The sequence below is a fragment of the Novosphingobium sp. JCM 18896 genome (assembly GCF_025938095.1).
Lineage (GTDB): Bacteria > Pseudomonadota > Alphaproteobacteria > Sphingomonadales > Sphingomonadaceae > Novosphingobium.
Genome location: NZ_JAPCZF010000003.1, coordinates 612415 through 628555 on the forward strand (window position 1 = coordinate 612415; position 16141 = coordinate 628555).

19 protein-coding genes and 1 tRNA gene are annotated in these 16141 nt (G+C 66.6%); 11 read left to right on the forward strand and 9 right to left on the reverse strand.

Annotation, left to right across the window (positions count from 1 at the left end):
- Positions 1 to 91 precede the first annotated feature (91 nt).
- Complete coding sequence (locus OLX23_RS13295; RefSeq protein ID WP_264445472.1) at positions 92 to 244, forward strand: YnbE family lipoprotein; 153 nt, start codon at positions 92 to 94, stop codon at positions 242 to 244.
- Positions 244 to 630, forward strand: coding sequence for a YdbL family protein (locus OLX23_RS13300; RefSeq protein ID WP_264445473.1), 387 nt, complete (start codon positions 244 to 246; stop codon positions 628 to 630). Before OLX23_RS13295 ends, OLX23_RS13300 begins: the two co-directional genes overlap by 1 nt.
- A gap of 183 nt (positions 631 to 813) precedes the next feature.
- Here the strand turns inward: OLX23_RS13300 and OLX23_RS13305 are convergent, their stop codons facing one another.
- Positions 814 to 1347, reverse strand: coding sequence for a PilZ domain-containing protein (locus OLX23_RS13305; RefSeq protein ID WP_264445474.1), 534 nt, complete (start codon positions 1345 to 1347; stop codon positions 814 to 816).
- Positions 1348 to 1742: 395 nt separating this feature from the next.
- Here OLX23_RS13305 and OLX23_RS13310 point away from each other — a divergent pair, with 395 nt between their 5' ends.
- The 5 genes from OLX23_RS13310 to OLX23_RS13330 all read left to right on the forward strand — a co-directional run bounded on the left by OLX23_RS13310 (position 1743) and on the right by OLX23_RS13330 (position 4381).
- Positions 1743 to 2063 (forward strand): AtpZ/AtpI family protein, encoded by a 321-nt coding sequence (locus OLX23_RS13310; protein WP_264445475.1) that lies wholly within the window; start codon positions 1743 to 1745, stop codon positions 2061 to 2063.
- 54 nt (positions 2064 to 2117) lie between these two features.
- Positions 2118 to 2903, forward strand: a complete 786-nt coding sequence (locus OLX23_RS13315; RefSeq protein ID WP_264445476.1) for a F0F1 ATP synthase subunit A — start codon at positions 2118 to 2120, stop codon at positions 2901 to 2903.
- Positions 2904 to 2960: 57 nt separating this feature from the next.
- Positions 2961 to 3188: a F0F1 ATP synthase subunit C gene (locus tag OLX23_RS13320; RefSeq protein ID WP_054122335.1), complete on the forward strand. Its 228-nt coding sequence runs from the start codon at positions 2961 to 2963 to the stop codon at positions 3186 to 3188.
- 145 nt (positions 3189 to 3333) lie between these two features.
- Positions 3334 to 3825 carry an ATPase gene (locus OLX23_RS13325; RefSeq protein ID WP_264445477.1) on the forward strand — a complete coding sequence of 164 codons (492 nt, stop codon included), beginning with the start codon at positions 3334 to 3336 and terminating at the stop codon, positions 3823 to 3825.
- A complete protein-coding gene (locus tag OLX23_RS13330; protein WP_264445478.1) occupies positions 3818 to 4381 on the forward strand; it encodes a hypothetical protein in 564 nt (187 codons plus the stop codon). The genes OLX23_RS13325 and OLX23_RS13330 overlap by 8 nt, the downstream gene beginning before the upstream one ends.
- A 253-nt stretch (positions 4382 to 4634) precedes the next feature.
- Here the strand turns inward: OLX23_RS13330 and OLX23_RS13335 are convergent, their stop codons facing one another.
- From OLX23_RS13335 to rpsA, 4 genes are all read right to left on the reverse strand, one after another.
- Positions 4635 to 5600, reverse strand: coding sequence for a hypothetical protein (locus tag OLX23_RS13335; protein ID WP_264445479.1), 966 nt, complete (start codon positions 5598 to 5600; stop codon positions 4635 to 4637).
- Between the two features lie 90 nt (positions 5601 to 5690).
- Positions 5691 to 6464, reverse strand: coding sequence for a hydroxyacylglutathione hydrolase (gene gloB / locus OLX23_RS13340; protein WP_264445480.1), 774 nt, complete (start codon positions 6462 to 6464; stop codon positions 5691 to 5693).
- Between the two features lie 11 nt (positions 6465 to 6475).
- Entirely contained in the window at positions 6476 to 6859 is a 384-nt protein-coding gene (locus OLX23_RS13345; protein ID WP_264445481.1) for a VOC family protein, read from the reverse strand.
- A 100-nt stretch (positions 6860 to 6959) separates the two neighbouring features.
- Positions 6960 to 8666 carry a 30S ribosomal protein S1 gene (gene rpsA, locus OLX23_RS13350; protein WP_264445482.1) on the reverse strand — a complete coding sequence of 569 codons (1707 nt, stop codon included), beginning with the start codon at positions 8664 to 8666 and terminating at the stop codon, positions 6960 to 6962.
- Between the two features lie 359 nt (positions 8667 to 9025).
- Here rpsA and OLX23_RS13355 point away from each other — a divergent pair, with 359 nt between their 5' ends.
- Positions 9026 to 10306 (forward strand): adenylate/guanylate cyclase domain-containing protein, encoded by a 1281-nt coding sequence (locus tag OLX23_RS13355; RefSeq protein WP_264445483.1) that lies wholly within the window; start codon positions 9026 to 9028, stop codon positions 10304 to 10306.
- On the opposite strand, the gene OLX23_RS13360 is transcribed toward OLX23_RS13355, so the two are convergent.
- From OLX23_RS13360 to aroA, 4 genes are all read right to left on the reverse strand, one after another.
- Positions 10303 to 11520 (reverse strand): GAF domain-containing sensor histidine kinase, encoded by a 1218-nt coding sequence (locus OLX23_RS13360; protein ID WP_264445484.1) that lies wholly within the window; start codon positions 11518 to 11520, stop codon positions 10303 to 10305. The genes OLX23_RS13355 and OLX23_RS13360 overlap by 4 nt on opposite strands.
- A gap of 83 nt (positions 11521 to 11603) precedes the next feature.
- On the reverse strand, positions 11604 to 12224 hold the full coding sequence (locus OLX23_RS13365) for a (d)CMP kinase (protein WP_264445485.1): 621 nt from the start codon (positions 12222 to 12224) through the stop codon (positions 11604 to 11606).
- Positions 12221 to 12484: a CBU_0592 family membrane protein gene (locus tag OLX23_RS13370; protein ID WP_413629848.1), complete on the reverse strand. Its 264-nt coding sequence runs from the start codon at positions 12482 to 12484 to the stop codon at positions 12221 to 12223. The genes OLX23_RS13365 and OLX23_RS13370 overlap by 4 nt, the downstream gene beginning before the upstream one ends.
- Positions 12481 to 13815 (reverse strand): 3-phosphoshikimate 1-carboxyvinyltransferase, encoded by a 1335-nt coding sequence (aroA, locus tag OLX23_RS13375; protein ID WP_264445698.1) that lies wholly within the window; start codon positions 13813 to 13815, stop codon positions 12481 to 12483. Before aroA ends, OLX23_RS13370 begins: the two co-directional genes overlap by 4 nt.
- A 200-nt stretch (positions 13816 to 14015) precedes the next feature.
- Between aroA and OLX23_RS13380 the strand changes: the two genes are divergently transcribed.
- The 3 genes from OLX23_RS13380 to ffh all read left to right on the forward strand — a co-directional run bounded on the left by OLX23_RS13380 (position 14016) and on the right by ffh (position 16129).
- Positions 14016 to 14336: a TIGR02300 family protein gene (locus OLX23_RS13380; RefSeq protein WP_264445486.1), complete on the forward strand. Its 321-nt coding sequence runs from the start codon at positions 14016 to 14018 to the stop codon at positions 14334 to 14336.
- A 112-nt stretch (positions 14337 to 14448) separates the two neighbouring features.
- A tRNA-Ala gene (locus tag OLX23_RS13385) sits at positions 14449 to 14524 on the forward strand.
- Positions 14525 to 14689: 165 nt separating this feature from the next.
- Positions 14690 to 16129, forward strand: a complete 1440-nt coding sequence (gene ffh, locus OLX23_RS13390) for a signal recognition particle protein (RefSeq protein ID WP_264445487.1) — start codon at positions 14690 to 14692, stop codon at positions 16127 to 16129.
- Positions 16130 to 16141: the final 12 nt, after the last annotated feature.

A 16141-nucleotide genomic window follows, 5' to 3' on the forward strand; every position in this document is an offset into this window, starting at 1 on the left:
TGCGAGACAGCACGACATGCAGTCGAACGGGCAGGATACAGGGTGGTTCAGCCCGCGCGCGTGGCGAAACACGGGCGTTCTGGCGATGCTGATGGCGGCATCGATGCTTTCGGGATGTATCTCGGTCACCGCACCGGACAAGCCGATCGTCATCGAGCTCAACATCAACATCAAGCAGGAAGTCATCTACCGGCTGTCGCAGGACGCCAAGGATACGATCGAGAGCAATTCGGGGATTTTCTGATGCGTGCTTTCTCTCTCAAGCCTCTGCTGCTCGGTGCGGCGCTGCTCGGCCTGACGACGGGTGCGGCGATCGCGGAACCGCGCGATCCGGCCTATGCCGCGGCGCGCGCGGCGGGCCAGGTGGGCGAGAAGATGGACGGCTATCTCGGCGTCATCGGCGGCGGCAGCCCGGCGCTGCGCGCGATGGTCGACGATCTCAACATCAAGCGCCGCGCGGTCTATTCGCAGAAGGCCCAGGCGCAGCGCGCGACGGTGGAGGAATATGCCTTCACTTCGGGCTGCCTGCTGATCGGCCAGACCGCACCGGGGGAAAAGTATCAGGCGCCCGACGGCTCCTGGCAGACCCGCGGCGGCGGTGCCCCGCAGCGCGATGCGCGCTGTCCGTAAGGCGGTACGTCTTCACACGCTCTACAGACTATTCTCGTCATCCTGACGAAAGTCAGGATCTATTCCGAGCAGCATTGCGATTGTCGGCTGCCATCGCGTCACCACGGCGCGAAGCTCGCGAGCGATCGAAGCCTAGCGTTCAATGGATCCTGACTTTCGTCAGGATGACGGTTTGGACGTAACTCAATTCATTGGCGCGGGGAGCTGGGGCAGTCTCGGCTCTTCCACCGGTGCCAGTTCGAAAGCGGCGATATTGCCGCTGGCCCAGCGCAGGATGCCGCGCTGCTCCTCGTTTGGGCCGTTCATCACCTTGACCGCGAGGCCCGCCTGGAAGCGCGCGTCGGGCTTGCCGCCCGCGGGCTGGGCAGGGCGGGCGTCGCCAGGCCAGCGCCGTCCGTGCAGGAGGTTGAGCGTCGCGGGTGAGGCGACCACGCCGCCTTGCGGCTCGACCGCGTCGAGCAGCGCGTCGCTGTCGACCGGACCGTCGAACACCACGCCGCATTCGCGCCCGCGCACCCAGGCGACCGAACCGCAGAGCATGACCGAGGGCGACAGCGCCACGGTGACCATGTCGTTGAGCTGGAGCGGGACGGTGAGATCGAGCTTCATGCCCGTGTCGGAGAAGTCGCGGCAGCGCGCATAGGCGGCGGCGCCGTCGTGCGCGACCTGCACCACGCGCGGGGCGCGGACCCGGCGTTGTTCGCGACGATCGCTCATGCGTGCGGCAAGCGAAAGACCGTCATTGCACCCGAACCTCGGCGAGGTCATGGCTCGTTCCTCAATCCATCGATCCGCGGAATTGCCGACCGATCTTCCCCGTTTTGCTCCCGGGCGACGGTCACCGCGAAAGGGCCGTCACCCTATTAGACGACAGTCGAATGAAGTTTTTAACGGTTGGTAAACTTTTTTGTTTTCGCCGCTGGCCCGGCACCATCCGTCGCCATGGGTGGCGATCGACCGATTTTCGCGCCTCATCGCCCCGGCGATTCCGCAGTCCCCAGGGGTGCAGCATCACTCGGTTGACTCGTGATACCCCCCCGCCTAAGGGGACGGCGCCCTCGGCGGGCACCCGTTGAGCGTGTCATACGTTCCCTTGGAAAAAGGAGCCTGACATGAGCGACGAGCCGCCCGCACGAGACCCTATCGGCGAGGATGCGCGTATCGACGCGCTCGACCGGCGGCTCCAAGCCGCACGCGAGAGCGAAGATAAACGTAACAAGCCGGTCGCGGGCGCGGAGGCCGATGCGAACTATCGCATGGGCAATCGCGTTCTTGCCGAACTGATCGGGGGGATCGGCGGCGGTGCGTTTCTTGGCTGGGTCATCGACCATTTTGCCGGGACCTCGCCCTGGGGCCTGCTGGTGGTGATGTTCCTCGGAATCATCGTCGCCTTCAGAAACATCATCCGGATTTCCAGCCGGCGTCCCGATTGACCCGAAGAGCGGGCATGAGGGGCGCTGTCGTGCATATGAAGAATGAGGCAAGGCGTGGCCGAAGCGGGTAAAGTCGATCCGATGCACCAGTTCACGATCGAGCCGATGTTCGGCACCGATCACTGGGAAATCGCGGGCTATTCCATTCCCTTCACCAACTCCGCACTGTGGATGGCGATCACGACCGTGGTGCTGTTCCTGTTCGTTTGGGGTGGCATGAAGCGTCAGCTGGTCCCCGGCCGCTGGCAAATGGCGGTCGAATCGATGACCAGCTTCGTCGACAACCTGCTCGCCGCCAACGTCGGTCCGGCCGGCAAGAAGTATGTGCCCTACATCTTCTCGCTGTTCATGTTCATTCTCTTCGCCAACGTCCTCGGCCTGCTGCCGCTGATGCTCGTCGGCGTGCACCCCTTCACCTTCACCAGCCACTTCAGCGCCACCGGCGTGCTCGCCATCATGTCGTTCGCGATCGTCCTGATCGTCGGCTTCTGGCGCCATGGCTTCCACTTCTTCTCGCTGTTCGTGCCGCACGGCACGCCGCTCTGGCTGATCTGGTTGATCCCGGTGATCGAGCTCGTCTCGTTCCTCGTGCGTCCCTTCAGCCTCGCGCTGCGTCTCTTCGTCGCGATGATGGCCGGCCACGTCCTGCTCGAAGTGCTGTCGAGCTTCGTCATCGACAGCATGAACTCGGGCGCGCTGTGGGGCACGGTCGTGGGTCTGCCCAGCTTCCTGCTGATGATCGCCATCTGCGCGCTGGAGATCCTGGTTGCCGGCATCCAGGCCTACGTCTTCGCGCTGCTCACGTCGCTCTATCTGAACGACGCCGAGAACCTGCACTAAGCTTCACTGCAAGTACGTCTTTCAACCCAACGAATTTGAACGAAAAGGAGTTTTCTCATGGAACCTGCAAGCGCAAAGCTGATCGGTGCTGGTCTCGCTGCAATCGGCGCCGGCATGGCCGCCATCGGCGTCGGTAACGTCTTCGGTTCGTTCCTCGAGTCCGCGCTGCGTAACCCCGGCGCTGCCGACGGCCAGCAGGGCCGCCTGTTCATCGGCTTCGCCGCCGCCGAGCTTCTGGGCCTGCTGTCGTTCGTCGTCGCGATGATCCTGATCTTCGTCGCCTAACGAACGCCAACCAAACCCTCGTCATTGCGAGCGTAGCGAAGCAATCCAGGGCCGAGTGAACGACGCTCTGGATTGCCGCGGGGCTCCGCCCCTCGCAATGACGATGGAATTGGGGCGCTGAAGTCCCAAACTGACGGATACCGCCATGCCTCAAATCGCGCAGCTGTCCGAGACCTATGCCAGCCAGATTTTCTGGATGCTGGTCTTCTTCGGGCTCATCTTCTTCGTCATCGGCAAGGGCATGGTCCCCAAGGTGATGGAGACCGTCGCGGTGCGCGACAAGCAGATCGCCGACGACCTCGCCGCTGCCGAAGCCGCGCGCAAGGCGGCCGACGACCAGGAAGAGGCCTGGCGCGTTGCGTCGAACAACCAGCGCGGCGAAGCCCAGGCGCTGATCGCCAAGGCCAAGGCCGAAGCGGCCAAGGCCACCGAAGGTCGCCTAGCTGGCGTCAATGCGGCGATCGACCAGCGTCTGGCCGAAGCCGAACAGCGTATCGCCGGCGCCCGCGCCGGTGCGCTGGAAGAGATCGAGACGGTGGCGAGCGAGGCTGCGGGCGACATCGTCGCGCGTCTGGCCGGCGTGACCGTCGATGCCGCGGCGGCTCGCGTCGCGGTCAAGGAGGCGCTCAATGGCTAATCTGCTGACCCTGCTGTCGGCTGCGGCCGAACACGCTGCTGCGGGTGCCGAGCACGTCGGCGCCCATGCCGAGCCCGTGGCCTTTGGCTTCATCGGCCCGGGCCTCTGGGTCTCGCTGGCGATGTCGGTGCTGATCCTGGTCGCGCTGTTCCTCGGCGTTCCCAAGATGCTGACCTCGGGGCTCGATTCGGGCATCGCCGAGATCAAGAAGCAGCTCGACGAAGCCAAGGCGCTGCGCGCCGAGGCCGAAGCCCTGCGCAAGGAATATGCCGACAAGATCGCCAACGCCGAGAAGGACGCGGCGGCCATGCTCGAGCATGCCAAGCACGAGGCCGAGGCGATCGTCGCCAAGGCCGAGGCCGACACCACCGCGGTGATCGCGCGTCGCGAGAAGATGGCCGAAGACAAGATCGCCGCTGCCGAGCGCGGTGCGATCGCCGAGCTTCGCGCCAAGGCGGCCGATGCCGCCGCGATCGCGGCCAAGGGCCTGATCTCGAAGAACCACGGTGCGGCCGCCGACAAGGCGCTCGTCGACCAGGCGATCGGCGCGATCTGATCGTTCTTCGGCATTGCTGAATTCAGGAGAGCCCTCGCGAAAGCGGGGGCTTTCTTTTGGGGTGAGCTTTTGGCGAGCCACCCTCACCGCTGCGACTAGCTTCACTGCGTTCAGCAAGTCTCGCTGCCTCTCCCGCGAGCGGGAGAGGGTTAGCTCTACCTTCTCCCGCTCGCGGGAGAAGGATACGCAGGCTTGTGAGCCTAGCGAACTAGCAGGAGTTGGATGAGGGTGGCAGCAGCGCCGAAGCCGCTGCTTACTTGGTGCCGATCACCAGCCGGTCGCGATCGTCGAAGCGGATCGCGATGCCGGCGGCACGCAGGGCGTTGAGCGTGACGTAGCCCTGCGCGGCCTGCGAAGTGCCGAGGCGGGTATAGAGCTCGGGGTCGACCGAGGACTCGATCACCGCGAGCAGGTCGGTCAGACGTACCGAGATGTTCTCGTCGTCGCGGATCAACAGCGAGACGCGGCCGGCGGTGACGCCGTTGAGCTTGGTCGCGACGGTCAGCGATACGCTGTCGATGCGCTTGTCGGCATCGTCCGAGGCCGAGGGGCGGTCGTCCGTCGTAACGGGATCGATGGCCGTGGCTCCGACCGGCGTGCGCGCGCCCTTGCGCGAGGGCTGCAGCGCGGCGCTGCGGTCGTTCGCGGAGCTCGCGGTCTGCGCGGCGGCCGGGCCGCGCGTCAGCGAAGCCCAGTCCTCGTCGCCGAGCATCGACATGGCCTGCGGCTTGCCGGCTTCGGTTACCGTGTGGCGCGTCGGCGAATAGGTCGCCATGTCGCGGCCCTTGGCGGCGGCGAGGCGGTCGACCGCGACCTGCGGCGGTGCGATCCGAATGACGGGAGCGATCCGCGAGGTCGTGCCGAGCGGCGCGGCCTGGACCTTGGGCGCGGCCACGGCGAGCGGAGCCGGTGCGGGCGCCGCGGTCGAAGGCGCGGCGGGCGCCGTGACCGCGGTGTCGGGATCGAGCGGCAGCGCTGCGAGCTTGGGCGCGGCGATCTCGTGCCGGACGGCGGCCACGGCGAAGGTCGGCTTGGGCATCGTCAGGCGCAGCGTGTCGGTCTGGACCGCGGGCACCTTGGCCGGTGCGGCCGCGAGCGGCGTGGGCTGGTAGGTCAGCGGTTGGGCGACGGCGGTCACGGCGGCACCCACCGCGAGCGCGGTGACGAGCGCCGGCCCGAACGAGGTTACGCCCGTGCGCTTGGTGGCCTGGCTTTGCATGAATCGACTCCCGCCCATGAAGCGTAAGGCCTAGCCGTCCCACGTCGCCAGCGAAAGCGACATTGCGGCGGATCGCCCCGCGTGCGGGGGCTAGAAGCTGTCCTTGGCGGCGCGCAGCGCGGCGAAGGTCGCGACCGGGTCGCCGATCGCGGCGCCGCGATCGGTCCAGCGCGCCTGCAGATCGCGATCGTCGGCGCGCAGGAACGGATTGGCGGCGAGTTCGCGGGCGAGGTTGGTCGGTACCGTCGGAATGCCCTTGGCGCGGCAGGCCTCGATCTTCTCGGCATAGCGCTGCAGCCGCTCGTTCTCGGGGTCGGCGTGGAGCGCGAAGCGCGCGTTCGACTGGGTATATTCGTGCGCGCAGTAGATCAGCGTCTCGGGCGGCAGCGCCTTGAGCCGCAGCAGGCTGGCCCAGAACTGCGGCGCCGTGCCCTCGAACATACGGCCGCAGCCGAGCGCGAACAGCGAATCGCCGACAAAAGCCAGGCCCGCGCCGGGAACGTGATAGGCGACGTGCCCATTGGTATGGCCGCCGACGTCGATGACCTTCGCGTCCCAGGTGCCGATCGAGACGATGTCTCCCTGCTTCACCGTGCGGTCGATGCCCTCGATCTTCTCGGCCTCGGCGGCGGGGGCGACGATCTTGCAGCCCGTCGCGGCCTTGATCGCGGCATTGCCGCCGGCGTGGTCGGGATGCCAGTGGGTGTTCCAGATCTGGCTGATCTGCCAGCCCTTGCGCGCGGCCTCGCGCAGATAGGCCTGGGCATCGGGCGTATCGATGCAGGCCGTCTCCTCGCTCTCCGGATCGTGGAGCAGGAACCCGTAATTGTCGGACAGGCAGGCGAACTGGTGGACTTCGAGCACGGTGAAATGTCCTAGGGGAGGTTGAGTTGCCAGCTTACGCCGAAGCGATCGGCGATCCAGGTGAACAGCCGGCTGAAACCATAGTTGTCGACCGGCATCATCACGCCGCCGCCTTCGCCGAGCAGTTCGGCCAGTCGGCGCAGGTGCGCCTCGTCGTCGCAGTCGACGAAAAACGACGTGGCGGGTGTGAAGGTGAAGGCGTGGACCGGCGGGCTGTCGAACAGCCGCCATTCGCTGCCGCCCAGACGGATGCGCGCGGCGGCGATCTGGCCGGCCTGAGGGCCTTCGGCATGCTCCTGCAGCTCTAGGACTTCCAGTTCGGGGAAGGCCTGGCGCCAGAGCGCTAGCGCGGGCTTGGCGTCACCCTGGAACATCAGGAACGGTACGGCCTGCATGGTGGCTCCTCTCGCGCCCGATATAGGCAGCACCGCCCCAAAGCAAAAGCCCGCCCGGATCGCTCCGGACGGGCCTTTGTTTGGCTTGGGCCGCTAAGGCTTAGCTGCGGTTCTTCAGCGCTTCGCCGAGGATGTCGCCGAGCGAGGCACCCGAATCCGACGAACCGTACTGTTCCACCGCTTCCTTCTCTTCGGCGAGCTGACGCGCCTTGATCGAGAAGTTCGGCTTCTTCGAACGATCGAAACCGGTGACCATGGCATCGACCTTCTGGCCGACCTGGAAACGGTCCGAACGCTGCTCGTCGCGGTCGCGGCCGAGGTCCGAGCGCTTAATGAAGCCGGTGGCGCCATCTTCGCCGGCCTGGACTTCCAGGCCGCCGTCGCGGACCTCGAGGACGGTCACGGTGACGACGTCGTTGCGCTTCAGCGAACCCGACGAAGCGGCGCCAGCAACGCTGGGCGCGCCCTTCTCGAGCTGCTTCATGCCGAGGCTGATGCGCTCCTTCTCGACATCGACGTCGAGAACGACGGCCGAAACCTGCTCGCCCTTGCGGTGCAGCGCCAGCGCGTCTTCACCCGAGATGCCCCAGGCGATGTCCGACATGTGAACCATGCCGTCGACGTCGCCATCGAGGCCGATGAACAGGCCGAATTCGGTGGCGTTCTTGACTTCGCCCTCGACGACCGAACCGACCGGGTGCTTCTCGGCGAAGCCTTCCCAGGGGTTCTGCTGCGCCTGCTTGAGGCCCAGGCTGATGCGGCGCTTGTCGCTGTCGACCTCGAGCACCAGAACGTCGACTTCCTGCGAGGTCGAGACGATCTTGCCGGGGTGGACGTTCTTCTTGGTCCAGGACATTTCCGAAACGTGGACCAGGCCTTCGATGCCCGGCTCCAGCTCCACGAAGGCGCCGTATTCGGTGATGTTGGTGACGGTGCCGCGCAGCTTGGCGCCGACCGGGTACTTGGCGGCGACGCCTTCCCACGGATCGCTCTCGAGCTGCTTCATGCCGAGCGAGATGCGCTGCGTGTCCTGGTTGATGCGGACGATCTGGACCTTGACGGTGTCACCGATGTTGATGACTTCCGAGGGATGGTTGACGCGCTTGTAGCTCATGTCGGTGACATGGAGCAGGCCGTCGATGCCGCCCAGGTCGACGAAGGCACCGTAGTCGGTGATGTTCTTGACGACGCCGTCGATGATCTGGCCTTCGACCAGGTTCTGGATCAGGCCCGAACGCTGCTCGGCGCGGGTTTCCTCGAGGACGGCGCGACGCGACACGACGATGTTGCCGCGGCGACGATCCATCTTGAGGATCTGGAAGGGCTGGGGAACGTCCATCAGCGGCTGCACGTCGCGAACCGGACGGATGTCGACCTGCGAGCCGGGCAGGAAGGCCACGGCGCCGTCGAGGTCGACGGTGAAGCCGCCCTTGACGCGGCCGAAGATCACGCCTTCGACGCGCTTGCCTTCGCCGAACTCGCTCTCGAGCTTGTCCCAGGCGGCTTCGCGGCGGGCGCGGTCGCGGCTGAGCATCGCTTCGCCTTCGGCGTTCTCGACGCGGTCGACGTAAACTTCGACTTCGTCACCGACCGAGAGACCGTGCGGCTGGCCGGCCATGGCGAATTCGCGCAGGGCGACGCGGCCTTCGCTCTTGAGACCGACGTCGATGACGGCCTTGTCGTTTTCGATTGCGGTGACGGTACCCTTGACCACGCGGCCTTCGAAGCCGCCGCCGCCGGCGCCGCCGAGCGATTCGTCAAGGAGCGCGGCGAAATCGTCGCGCGAGGGATTTGCCGTAGTGGCCATTCAGTGGTTCCTTACGTCTGTTTCCGGCCAGGCGGTTGTTTCCGCCGGTCTTTCTCCGCTGCCGCACCATGCGGCGAACGGGCCAAAAGGGCCGAACCGCCCGCCAGGCCGAGTGCCGTGACGGGCATTCGCGAGCGCTCGCCCGGCTCGTCCCCCGTGAAAACGGAAAGGGCGCGAAGAAAGCTCTTCACGCCGGGAAAGCATGGCGAATGCCGTTGAACGGGCGGGCGCTTAGGCCAATGCGCGCGTGAAGGCAAGGAAAATGGGGCTTTCGGCCGGCCTGCGTGCAGAACTGAACGCAGACGAAACCCGGCGGTAAGGCTTTGCTGCTAGTCACGCGGCGACAGGCGGGGAAGATCATGCAGCCGATGCACAAGGGCAGGTTCGCCGATCCGGCGGTCGAGGCGCGGTTCCAGGAAGCGGGCCGGCGTTATCGCGTGCCTTTCGTGCGCGGTTACGGCGTGCTCTTCATGGTCATCGCGCTGGCCTATACCGTGGTCAATCCGCTGCTGCTCGATCATGCCGCCAATGCCCAGGTCGCGGTCTGGCTCGGCCTGACCGTCCTCGTCGCCGGCGGCTATGTCGGCGCGACCTTCTGGCAGGGCTATGTGCGCCAGCCCGTGATCGATTTCGCCGCGCTGTTGGTGATCCTGCTGCTCGTCGCGCAGGTCAACCAGACGCTCTACGAATTCCTCGCGCGATCCGATGCCAATCTCCACGCGGTGACGACGATCAACCGCCTGGCCGTGACGGCCTTCGCCGCCGTGGCCCTGGCCGGACGACCGCGGCTGTTTCTGATCTGGCTGGGCTGCGATTTCCTCGAATGGATGGGCCAGACCGTCTATGACGGCACCTTCACCGCAGAGCTGATCTACGCGCTGCTGAGCTTCGTCAGCGGCCGCGCGGTGACCTTCGCGATCAACCTGGCGATCACCGCCTCGAGCCGCTGGGCCTATGCCCTGGCCGATGCCTTCGAGACCGAGCGCAATCGCAACGAGGCGCTGGTCCACAACATGCTGCCGCCGGCGGCGGTCGAGCGGATCCGTGACGGGCGCATGGTCGCCGACGCCTATGCCGACGTCAGCGTGATCTTCATCGACATGGTCGGTTTCTCCAAGCTCGCGAAACGCGTGTCGCCCGGCCACCTGGTCGAGCTGCTCAACGGCTTCTTCAACCATGCCGACCGCTGCGCGGCCGAGCACGGGGTGGAGAAGGTCAAGACGATCGGCGACGCCTATCTCGCGATCGCCGGCGGCAACGTGTCCTGCGGCAACAGCGCCGATGCGGCGATCGCCTTCGCGCGCGCCGTTCTCGAAGGCGTCGACGATCTCGTCCGTGCCGCGGGTGTCGAGGTGGGCTTGCGCGTCGGCATCCACAGCGGTCCGGTGGTCGGCGGCGTGATCGGCGCGACGCGTATGGCCTATGACTATTGGGGCGAGACGATGAACATCGCCGCGCGGATCGAGAGCACCGCACCGGTCAACGGCATCGCCATTTCCGAAAGCACCTGGCTCCGCGCCCGCGAGCGCGCGGCCTTCGGCGCCCCGCATGTCGAGATGCTCAAGGGCGTGGGCGAGACCTGCGTCTATCACGCCGGCCCGGCTGCTCCACCGCCGGTCGAGCTCGGCGCCGCGGCCTAGCTCCTGGCGGGCAAGGGCAGGGCGATCTCGAAGGTCGCGCCCTGGGAGACCGCTTCGTCCAGGCGGATCGAACCGCCGAGCTGGGTGACGATGCCTTTGGTGATCGCGAGGCCCAGACCCGTGCCTGCGACCTGCACGTCGTCGCGCGGGCGCGTCGCCTGCGAGAACCGGTCGAACAGCCGCGAGCGGAAATCCTTGGGAATGCCGGGGCCGGCGTCGCTGACTCGGATCCGCGCCTGGGCGCCATCGACGGTCAGGCTTACTTGCACGGTCGAGCCGGCGGGCGAGAACTTCGCCGCGTTCGAGAGCAGGTTGGTCACGGCCTGCGACAGGCGCATGGCATCGGTCTCAGTCGTCACCGGTGCCCGCGGGACGTCGAGCGCGAAAGTGACCGCCGTGCGCGCGGCGAAAGGCGCGTTCTCCTCGACCACGGTCCGCAGCAACTCGCAAAGATCGACCGTCGCGAGCGTGATCGACAGGCGGCCCTGTTCTAGGCGGTCCATGTCGAGCAGGTCGTTGACCAGCGCGGTCAGGCGCTCGGCATTGCGCGCGGCGACGTCGATCAGCGGCACCGCCGGCTTCGGCAGTTCACCGACGGACCCGCCTTTGAGCAGCGCCAGCGAACCCGCGATCGCGGTGACGGGCGTGCGCAGTTCGTGGCTGATGTTCGAGACCAGTTCTTCCTTGAGCCGGATCACCGTCTGCAGATCGACCTTGGCGCGGACCGCGTCGGCCTCGGCGATCGAACTGAAGCCGACGGCAATGGGGCCGACGAGCAGGTGCGCGATCAGCATGTCCTCCTCGTCGTAGGCGTGCGGTTCGCTGGCATGGTACTTGAGCACGCCGACGGTCTGGCCGTTGTGCGGGATCGGCACGACGATCATCGAGCGCAGGCCCACGCGGTCGCAGGCGGCGCGGTTGACGCGGCCGTCCTGGTGCGAGTCCAGGCAATGCTGCGGCTCGCCGGTGAGGATCGAAAGGCCCGAGAGACTGGCGTTGAGCGGCAGGCGCAGTCCCAACTGCCCGGCCGAGGTGCCGCTGGCGGCGGCATAGGTCAGCTGGTCGCCATCGCGCAGCTCGACGACGATACCGTTCGACTGGGGCATGACCGAACGCTCGTTGACGATCGCCTGCATCACGGTCGTCAGATCGCCGCGGGCATCGCTGATCGCCTGCTGAATGGTGATCAGGCCACGGAAACGTTCGATGTCCATCGGCGCGATTCTGCGGCCAACGCGCGAAAGCGCCAAGCGGGAAAATGGTCTTTTTTGGAGGCAACCCCGGGATGGGGTGGGGATCAGCCTCTGCGGGCCTCTACCAGAGCGATAGCGGCAGCGATGGCCGCGTCGCGCGTGAGCTCGGAGGTGTCGAGCGTAGCGGCATCGACCGCGGCGCGCAGCGGGGCTTCCTTGCGGTTGCGGTCGCGTTCGTCGCGCGCGGCGAGATCGGCGGCGATCTCGTCGAGCTGGGTCTCGCGGCCCGAGGCGATCATCTCGAGATGGCGTCGCTTGGCGCGGGCCGCGACCGAGGCCGTGACGAAGAGCTTGGCCTGGGCCTCGGGCGCGATCACCGTGCCGATGTCGCGGCCGTCGAGCACGGCGCCGCCGGCCTGGGTGGCGAAGGCGCGCTGCCGCGCGAATAGCGCCTGGCGCACGCCATGGTGGATCGAGACGCGGCTGGCGAGCCCGCCCGTGGCTTCCGAGCGCAGTTCGGGATCGTCGAGCAGGCTGGTGGGGAACTCGCAGGCGGCGAGCGCGTCGGCTGCATCGTCGGGATTGCCGAGGTTGAGCTCCACCTGTCGCCCGACCGCGCGGTAGAGCAGGCCGGTGTCGAGATGCGGCAGCCCGTAATGCGCGGCCAGCGCCTTGGCGATCGTGCCCTTGCCCGAGGCCGTGGGCCCGTCGACTGCGATGATCATGTGCGCTTGCTCCGCGCGGCCTTGATGAGGCCCCAGATGGCGATCGCGGCCCAGAAGAATTCGAGCACCAGCGAGGCCGGGTTGAGATTGACCAGCAGCGACACAGTCAGCAGCGCCGCACCGGCCAGGTTGACGCCATGCTGGATGAACGGGTTGGGCGCCTCCCGGCCCGTGACATAGGCATAGGCGAATATGATGCAGGCCATGCCGGCAAAGCCGCAGACGTTCGCGACGAGGGGCGTGAGCAGCGGCGTGCTCAAGCGGTGCAACCGTCGAGCAGCGCCTCGAAGGCCGGGAAGGAGGTGGCGATCGGGCGCACGTCGTCGACTTCGACCCCGCCCTTGCTGGCAAGGCCCGCGACGGCCATCGACATGGCGATGCGGTGATCGAGATGGGTGGCGATCGCCGCCTTGTTGCCGCCGGCCAGCGCCTCGCCGCCGGTGCCGTCGATGATCAGGCCGTCCTCGCTCTCCTGCACCCGCGCGCCGACGGCGGTCAGCGCCGTGGCCATGACTGCGAGGCGATCCGATTCCTTGACGCGAAGCTCGTCGAGCCCGGTCGTGGTCGTGCGCCCTTCGGCCAGCGCCGCAGCGACGAAGAACACGGGGAATTCGTCAACCATCGACGGCACCACGGCGGGATCGACTTCGATGCCCTTGAGTAGAGAATGTTTGACCAGCAGATCGGCGACGGGTTCGCCGCCGACTTCGCGCGCGTTCTGTTCGGTGATGTCGCCGCCCATCTGGCGCAGCACGTCGATCAGCCCGGCGCGCGTGGCGTTGAGGCCGACGTTCTCGATCACCAGTTCGCTGCCCGGCACGATCAGCGCGGCGACGATGAAGAAGGCGGCCGACGAGGGGTCGCCGGGAACCTCGATGCGCTGCGGTTGCAGTTCGGCTTCACCGCGGATGCGAATCGTGCGCGTGCCGTCGCTGTCGACCTCGACGGTCAGCTCGGCGCCGAAGCCCTTGAGCATGCGTTCGGAGTGGTCGCGCGTCGGCACGGGCTCGATCACCGTGGTGATCCCCGGCGTGTTGAGCCCGGCCAGCAGCACCGCGCTCTTCACCTGGGCCGAGGCGACGGGCAGGCGGTATTCGATCGGCACGGCCGGCGAAGCGCCGCGCAGCATCAGCGGCAGGCGTTCGCCGGGGCTGGTGGTGAATTCGGCGCCCATCAAGGACAGCGGATCGGTCACGCGCTTCATCGGCCGCTTCGACAGGCTGGCGTCGCCGACGAAGCAGGCCGTGATCGGGTGCGAGGCGACGAGGCCCATCAGCAGCCGCGTCGAGGTGCCGCTGTTGCCCATGTCGAGCGCGGTCTCGGGCTGGAGCAGCGCGCCGACGCCGACGCCGTGGACCAGCCATTCGCTCCCTGAGCCATCTTTGGCTCCGATGCGCTGGATGTCGGCACCCATCGCGCGCATCGCCGCGGCCGTGGCCAGCACGTCCTCGCCCTCGAGCAGCCCGGTGACGCGGCTTTCGCCGACGGCCAGCGCCGAGAGCATCAGCGAGCGGTGGCTGATCGACTTGTCGCCGGGCACCCGGATGCGGCCCTTGAGCGGGCCGGCGGCCGCGAATCGACGGGGGCGCATGGCGGAGGGATCGGCAGCGGTCACGGTGGAGCCTTGTTAACGCGAGAGGTAAAATCGCGCGGCTTTTGACAGCGCCCATCTGCTATGGCAAGGCGCGCGCCCTATGAGTTTTCGGGCGCTTGATTTGGGTGCTCATAGTTCCCATCAACGTCACTGTTTTTCGGCTCGCCGCTCCGGCCGGGCCAATACGAGGAATTTGCATGGTCAAGGCTGAATGGGGCGCCAAGCACGGCTGCCCGAAATGCGGCACCCGCTTCTACGATCTCGGCAAGGACGATCCCGTCACTTGCATCGAGTGCGGCTATGCGTGGAACCCCGAGCCGGTTCTCAAGTCGAAGCAGCCGATCCCCTATGAACAGCTCCAGAAGGAAAAGGTCGCCGAGACGGCGGACAACGACCTGGCGGACGATGATGATCTGGACATCGACGACGACGGCGATTCGCCCGACAACGACGTCGACCTCGGCGGTGACGACGATCTGGGCGTCGGTGTCAGCGACGACGACGGCGACGAACATTAATTTGTAAAAATACCCCCTTGCCAAGCTGGGAAGCCCCCACTAGAGGGCGGCCTCCCAGCCACGGCGGGGGCGACGGACACTCTCCCAGAGTGATCGTCGGATGAATGGAAATGGGGCCTTAGCTCAGCTGGGAGAGCGCCTGCATGGCATGCAGGAGGTCAGCGGTTCGATCCCGCTAGGCTCCACCATTCCCAAGACTCTTTAGTGAGATTTGGTTCGGGCCGGGCGACGGTCCGGTTCGATCCAAATCTCACTATTTCCGGTTCCGCCAGGGATCGGACGGTGATCATTTACACGCTGGTCGGCGAGGTTTCGCCCACCGGCGTTTTTCGCGTTGTGGAGTAATCGTCCTTATGTTCGATACCCTGTCAGACCGGCTCGGCGGCGTATTCGACAAGCTACGCGGTCGCGGCGCGCTGAAGGAACAGGACGTTCGCGATGCCATGCGCGAAGTGCGCATCGCGCTGCTCGAGGCCGACGTCGCGCTGCCCGTCGTCCGCCGCTTCGTCGACAAGGTGACCGAGCAGGCCGTTGGCCAGTCGGTGCTCAAGTCGGTCACGCCCGGCCAGCAGGTCGTCAAGATCGTCAATGACGCGCTCGTCGAGATGCTCGGCGGCGAACAGACCCCGGGCCTCGAGCTCGATCACGTTCCGCCCGTCGTCATCCTCATGGTCGGCCTCCAGGGCTCGGGCAAGACGACCACCACCGCCAAGCTCGCCAAGCTGCTCAAGGAGAAGCAGGGCAAGAAGGCGATGATGGCTTCGCTCGACGTCAACCGCCCGGCCGCGCAGGAGCAGCTCGCGGTGCTCGGTGAGCAGGTCGGCGTCGCCACCCTGCCGATCATCTCCGGCCAGCAGCCGGTCGACATCGCCACGCGCGCGCTGCAGTCGGCCAAGCTCCAGGCGGTCGACGTGCTGCTGCTCGACACCGCGGGCCGTCTCCACGTCGACGACCAGCTTATGGCCGAGATGAAGGCGGTCGCCGCCATCTCGAGCCCCAAGGAAACCCTGCTCGTCGTCGATTCGCTGACCGGCCAGGACGCGGTCAACGTCGCGCAGAGCTTCGCGGGCCAGGTCGACCTGACCGGCGTGATCCTGACCCGTATGGACGGCGATGCCCGTGGCGGTGCGGCGCTGTCGATGCGCGCGGTCACCGGCAAGCCGATCAAGTACGCGGGCACGGGCGAAAAGCTCGACGCGATCGAGCCGTTCCATCCTTCGCGCGTCGCCGGCCGCATCCTCGGCATGGGCGACATCGTCTCGATCGTCGAAAAGGCGGCCGCGACGATCCAGGAGGAAGAGGCCGAGCGCATGGCCGCGCGCATGGCCAAGGGTCAGTTCGACATGAACGACCTGCGCATGCAGCTCAAGCAGATGCAGAACATGGGCGGCCTCGGCGCGCTCGCGGGCATGATGCCGGGCATGAAGAAGGCCAAGGCGGCGATGCAGGCTTCGGGCATGGACGACCGCGTGCTGCTGCGCATGGATGCGATCATCGGCTCGATGACGCCCAAGGAGCGCACCAAGCCCGAGCTGCTCAACGCCAAGCGCAAGATCCGGATCGCCAACGGTTCGGGCGTGCAGGTTCAGGACGTCAACAAGCTGCTCAAGATGCACCAGGAAATGGAGCGCGCGATGAAGCAGATCAAGAAGATGGGCGGCATCAAGGGCCTCGGCGCGCTGTTCGGCAAGGGCGGCCTCGGCGCGGCCATGCCGGGTCTCGGCGGCGGTGCCGGCGGGCTTCCCGGCCTTGGCGGTGGCGCTCCCGATCTCTCGAATTTTCTGAAAAAGTAAGTTTCAAGTATC

What these genes read in the sequence shown, in the direction of transcription:
- OLX23_RS13295 (WP_264445472.1), top strand. Translation starts at nt 92, where the DNA reads ATGGCGGCATCGATGCTTTCGGGATGTATCTCGGTCACCGCACCGGAC.
- OLX23_RS13300 (WP_264445473.1), top strand. Translation starts at nt 244, where the DNA reads ATGCGTGCTTTCTCTCTCAAGCCTCTGCTGCTCGGTGCGGCGCTGCTC.
- OLX23_RS13305 (WP_264445474.1), bottom strand. Translation starts at nt 1,347, where the DNA reads ATGAGCGATCGTCGCGAACAACGCCGGGTCCGCGCCCCGCGCGTGGTG.
- OLX23_RS13310 (WP_264445475.1), top strand. Translation starts at nt 1,743, where the DNA reads ATGAGCGACGAGCCGCCCGCACGAGACCCTATCGGCGAGGATGCGCGT.
- OLX23_RS13320 (WP_054122335.1), top strand. Translation starts at nt 2,961, where the DNA reads ATGGAACCTGCAAGCGCAAAGCTGATCGGTGCTGGTCTCGCTGCAATC.
- OLX23_RS13325 (WP_264445477.1), top strand. Translation starts at nt 3,334, where the DNA reads ATGCCTCAAATCGCGCAGCTGTCCGAGACCTATGCCAGCCAGATTTTC.
- OLX23_RS13330 (WP_264445478.1), top strand. Translation starts at nt 3,818, where the DNA reads ATGGCTAATCTGCTGACCCTGCTGTCGGCTGCGGCCGAACACGCTGCT.
- OLX23_RS13335 (WP_264445479.1), bottom strand. Translation starts at nt 5,600, where the DNA reads ATGCAAAGCCAGGCCACCAAGCGCACGGGCGTAACCTCGTTCGGGCCG.
- OLX23_RS13345 (WP_264445481.1), bottom strand. Translation starts at nt 6,859, where the DNA reads ATGCAGGCCGTACCGTTCCTGATGTTCCAGGGTGACGCCAAGCCCGCG.
- rpsA (WP_264445482.1), bottom strand. Translation starts at nt 8,666, where the DNA reads ATGGCCACTACGGCAAATCCCTCGCGCGACGATTTCGCCGCGCTCCTT.
- OLX23_RS13355 (WP_264445483.1), top strand. Translation starts at nt 9,026, where the DNA reads ATGCAGCCGATGCACAAGGGCAGGTTCGCCGATCCGGCGGTCGAGGCG.
- OLX23_RS13360 (WP_264445484.1), bottom strand. Translation starts at nt 11,520, where the DNA reads ATGGACATCGAACGTTTCCGTGGCCTGATCACCATTCAGCAGGCGATC.
- OLX23_RS13365 (WP_264445485.1), bottom strand. Translation starts at nt 12,224, where the DNA reads ATGATCATCGCAGTCGACGGGCCCACGGCCTCGGGCAAGGGCACGATC.
- aroA (WP_264445698.1), bottom strand. Translation starts at nt 13,815, where the DNA reads ATGCGCCCCCGTCGATTCGCGGCCGCCGGCCCGCTCAAGGGCCGCATC.
- OLX23_RS13380 (WP_264445486.1), top strand. Translation starts at nt 14,016, where the DNA reads ATGGTCAAGGCTGAATGGGGCGCCAAGCACGGCTGCCCGAAATGCGGC.
- ffh (WP_264445487.1), top strand. Translation starts at nt 14,690, where the DNA reads ATGTTCGATACCCTGTCAGACCGGCTCGGCGGCGTATTCGACAAGCTA.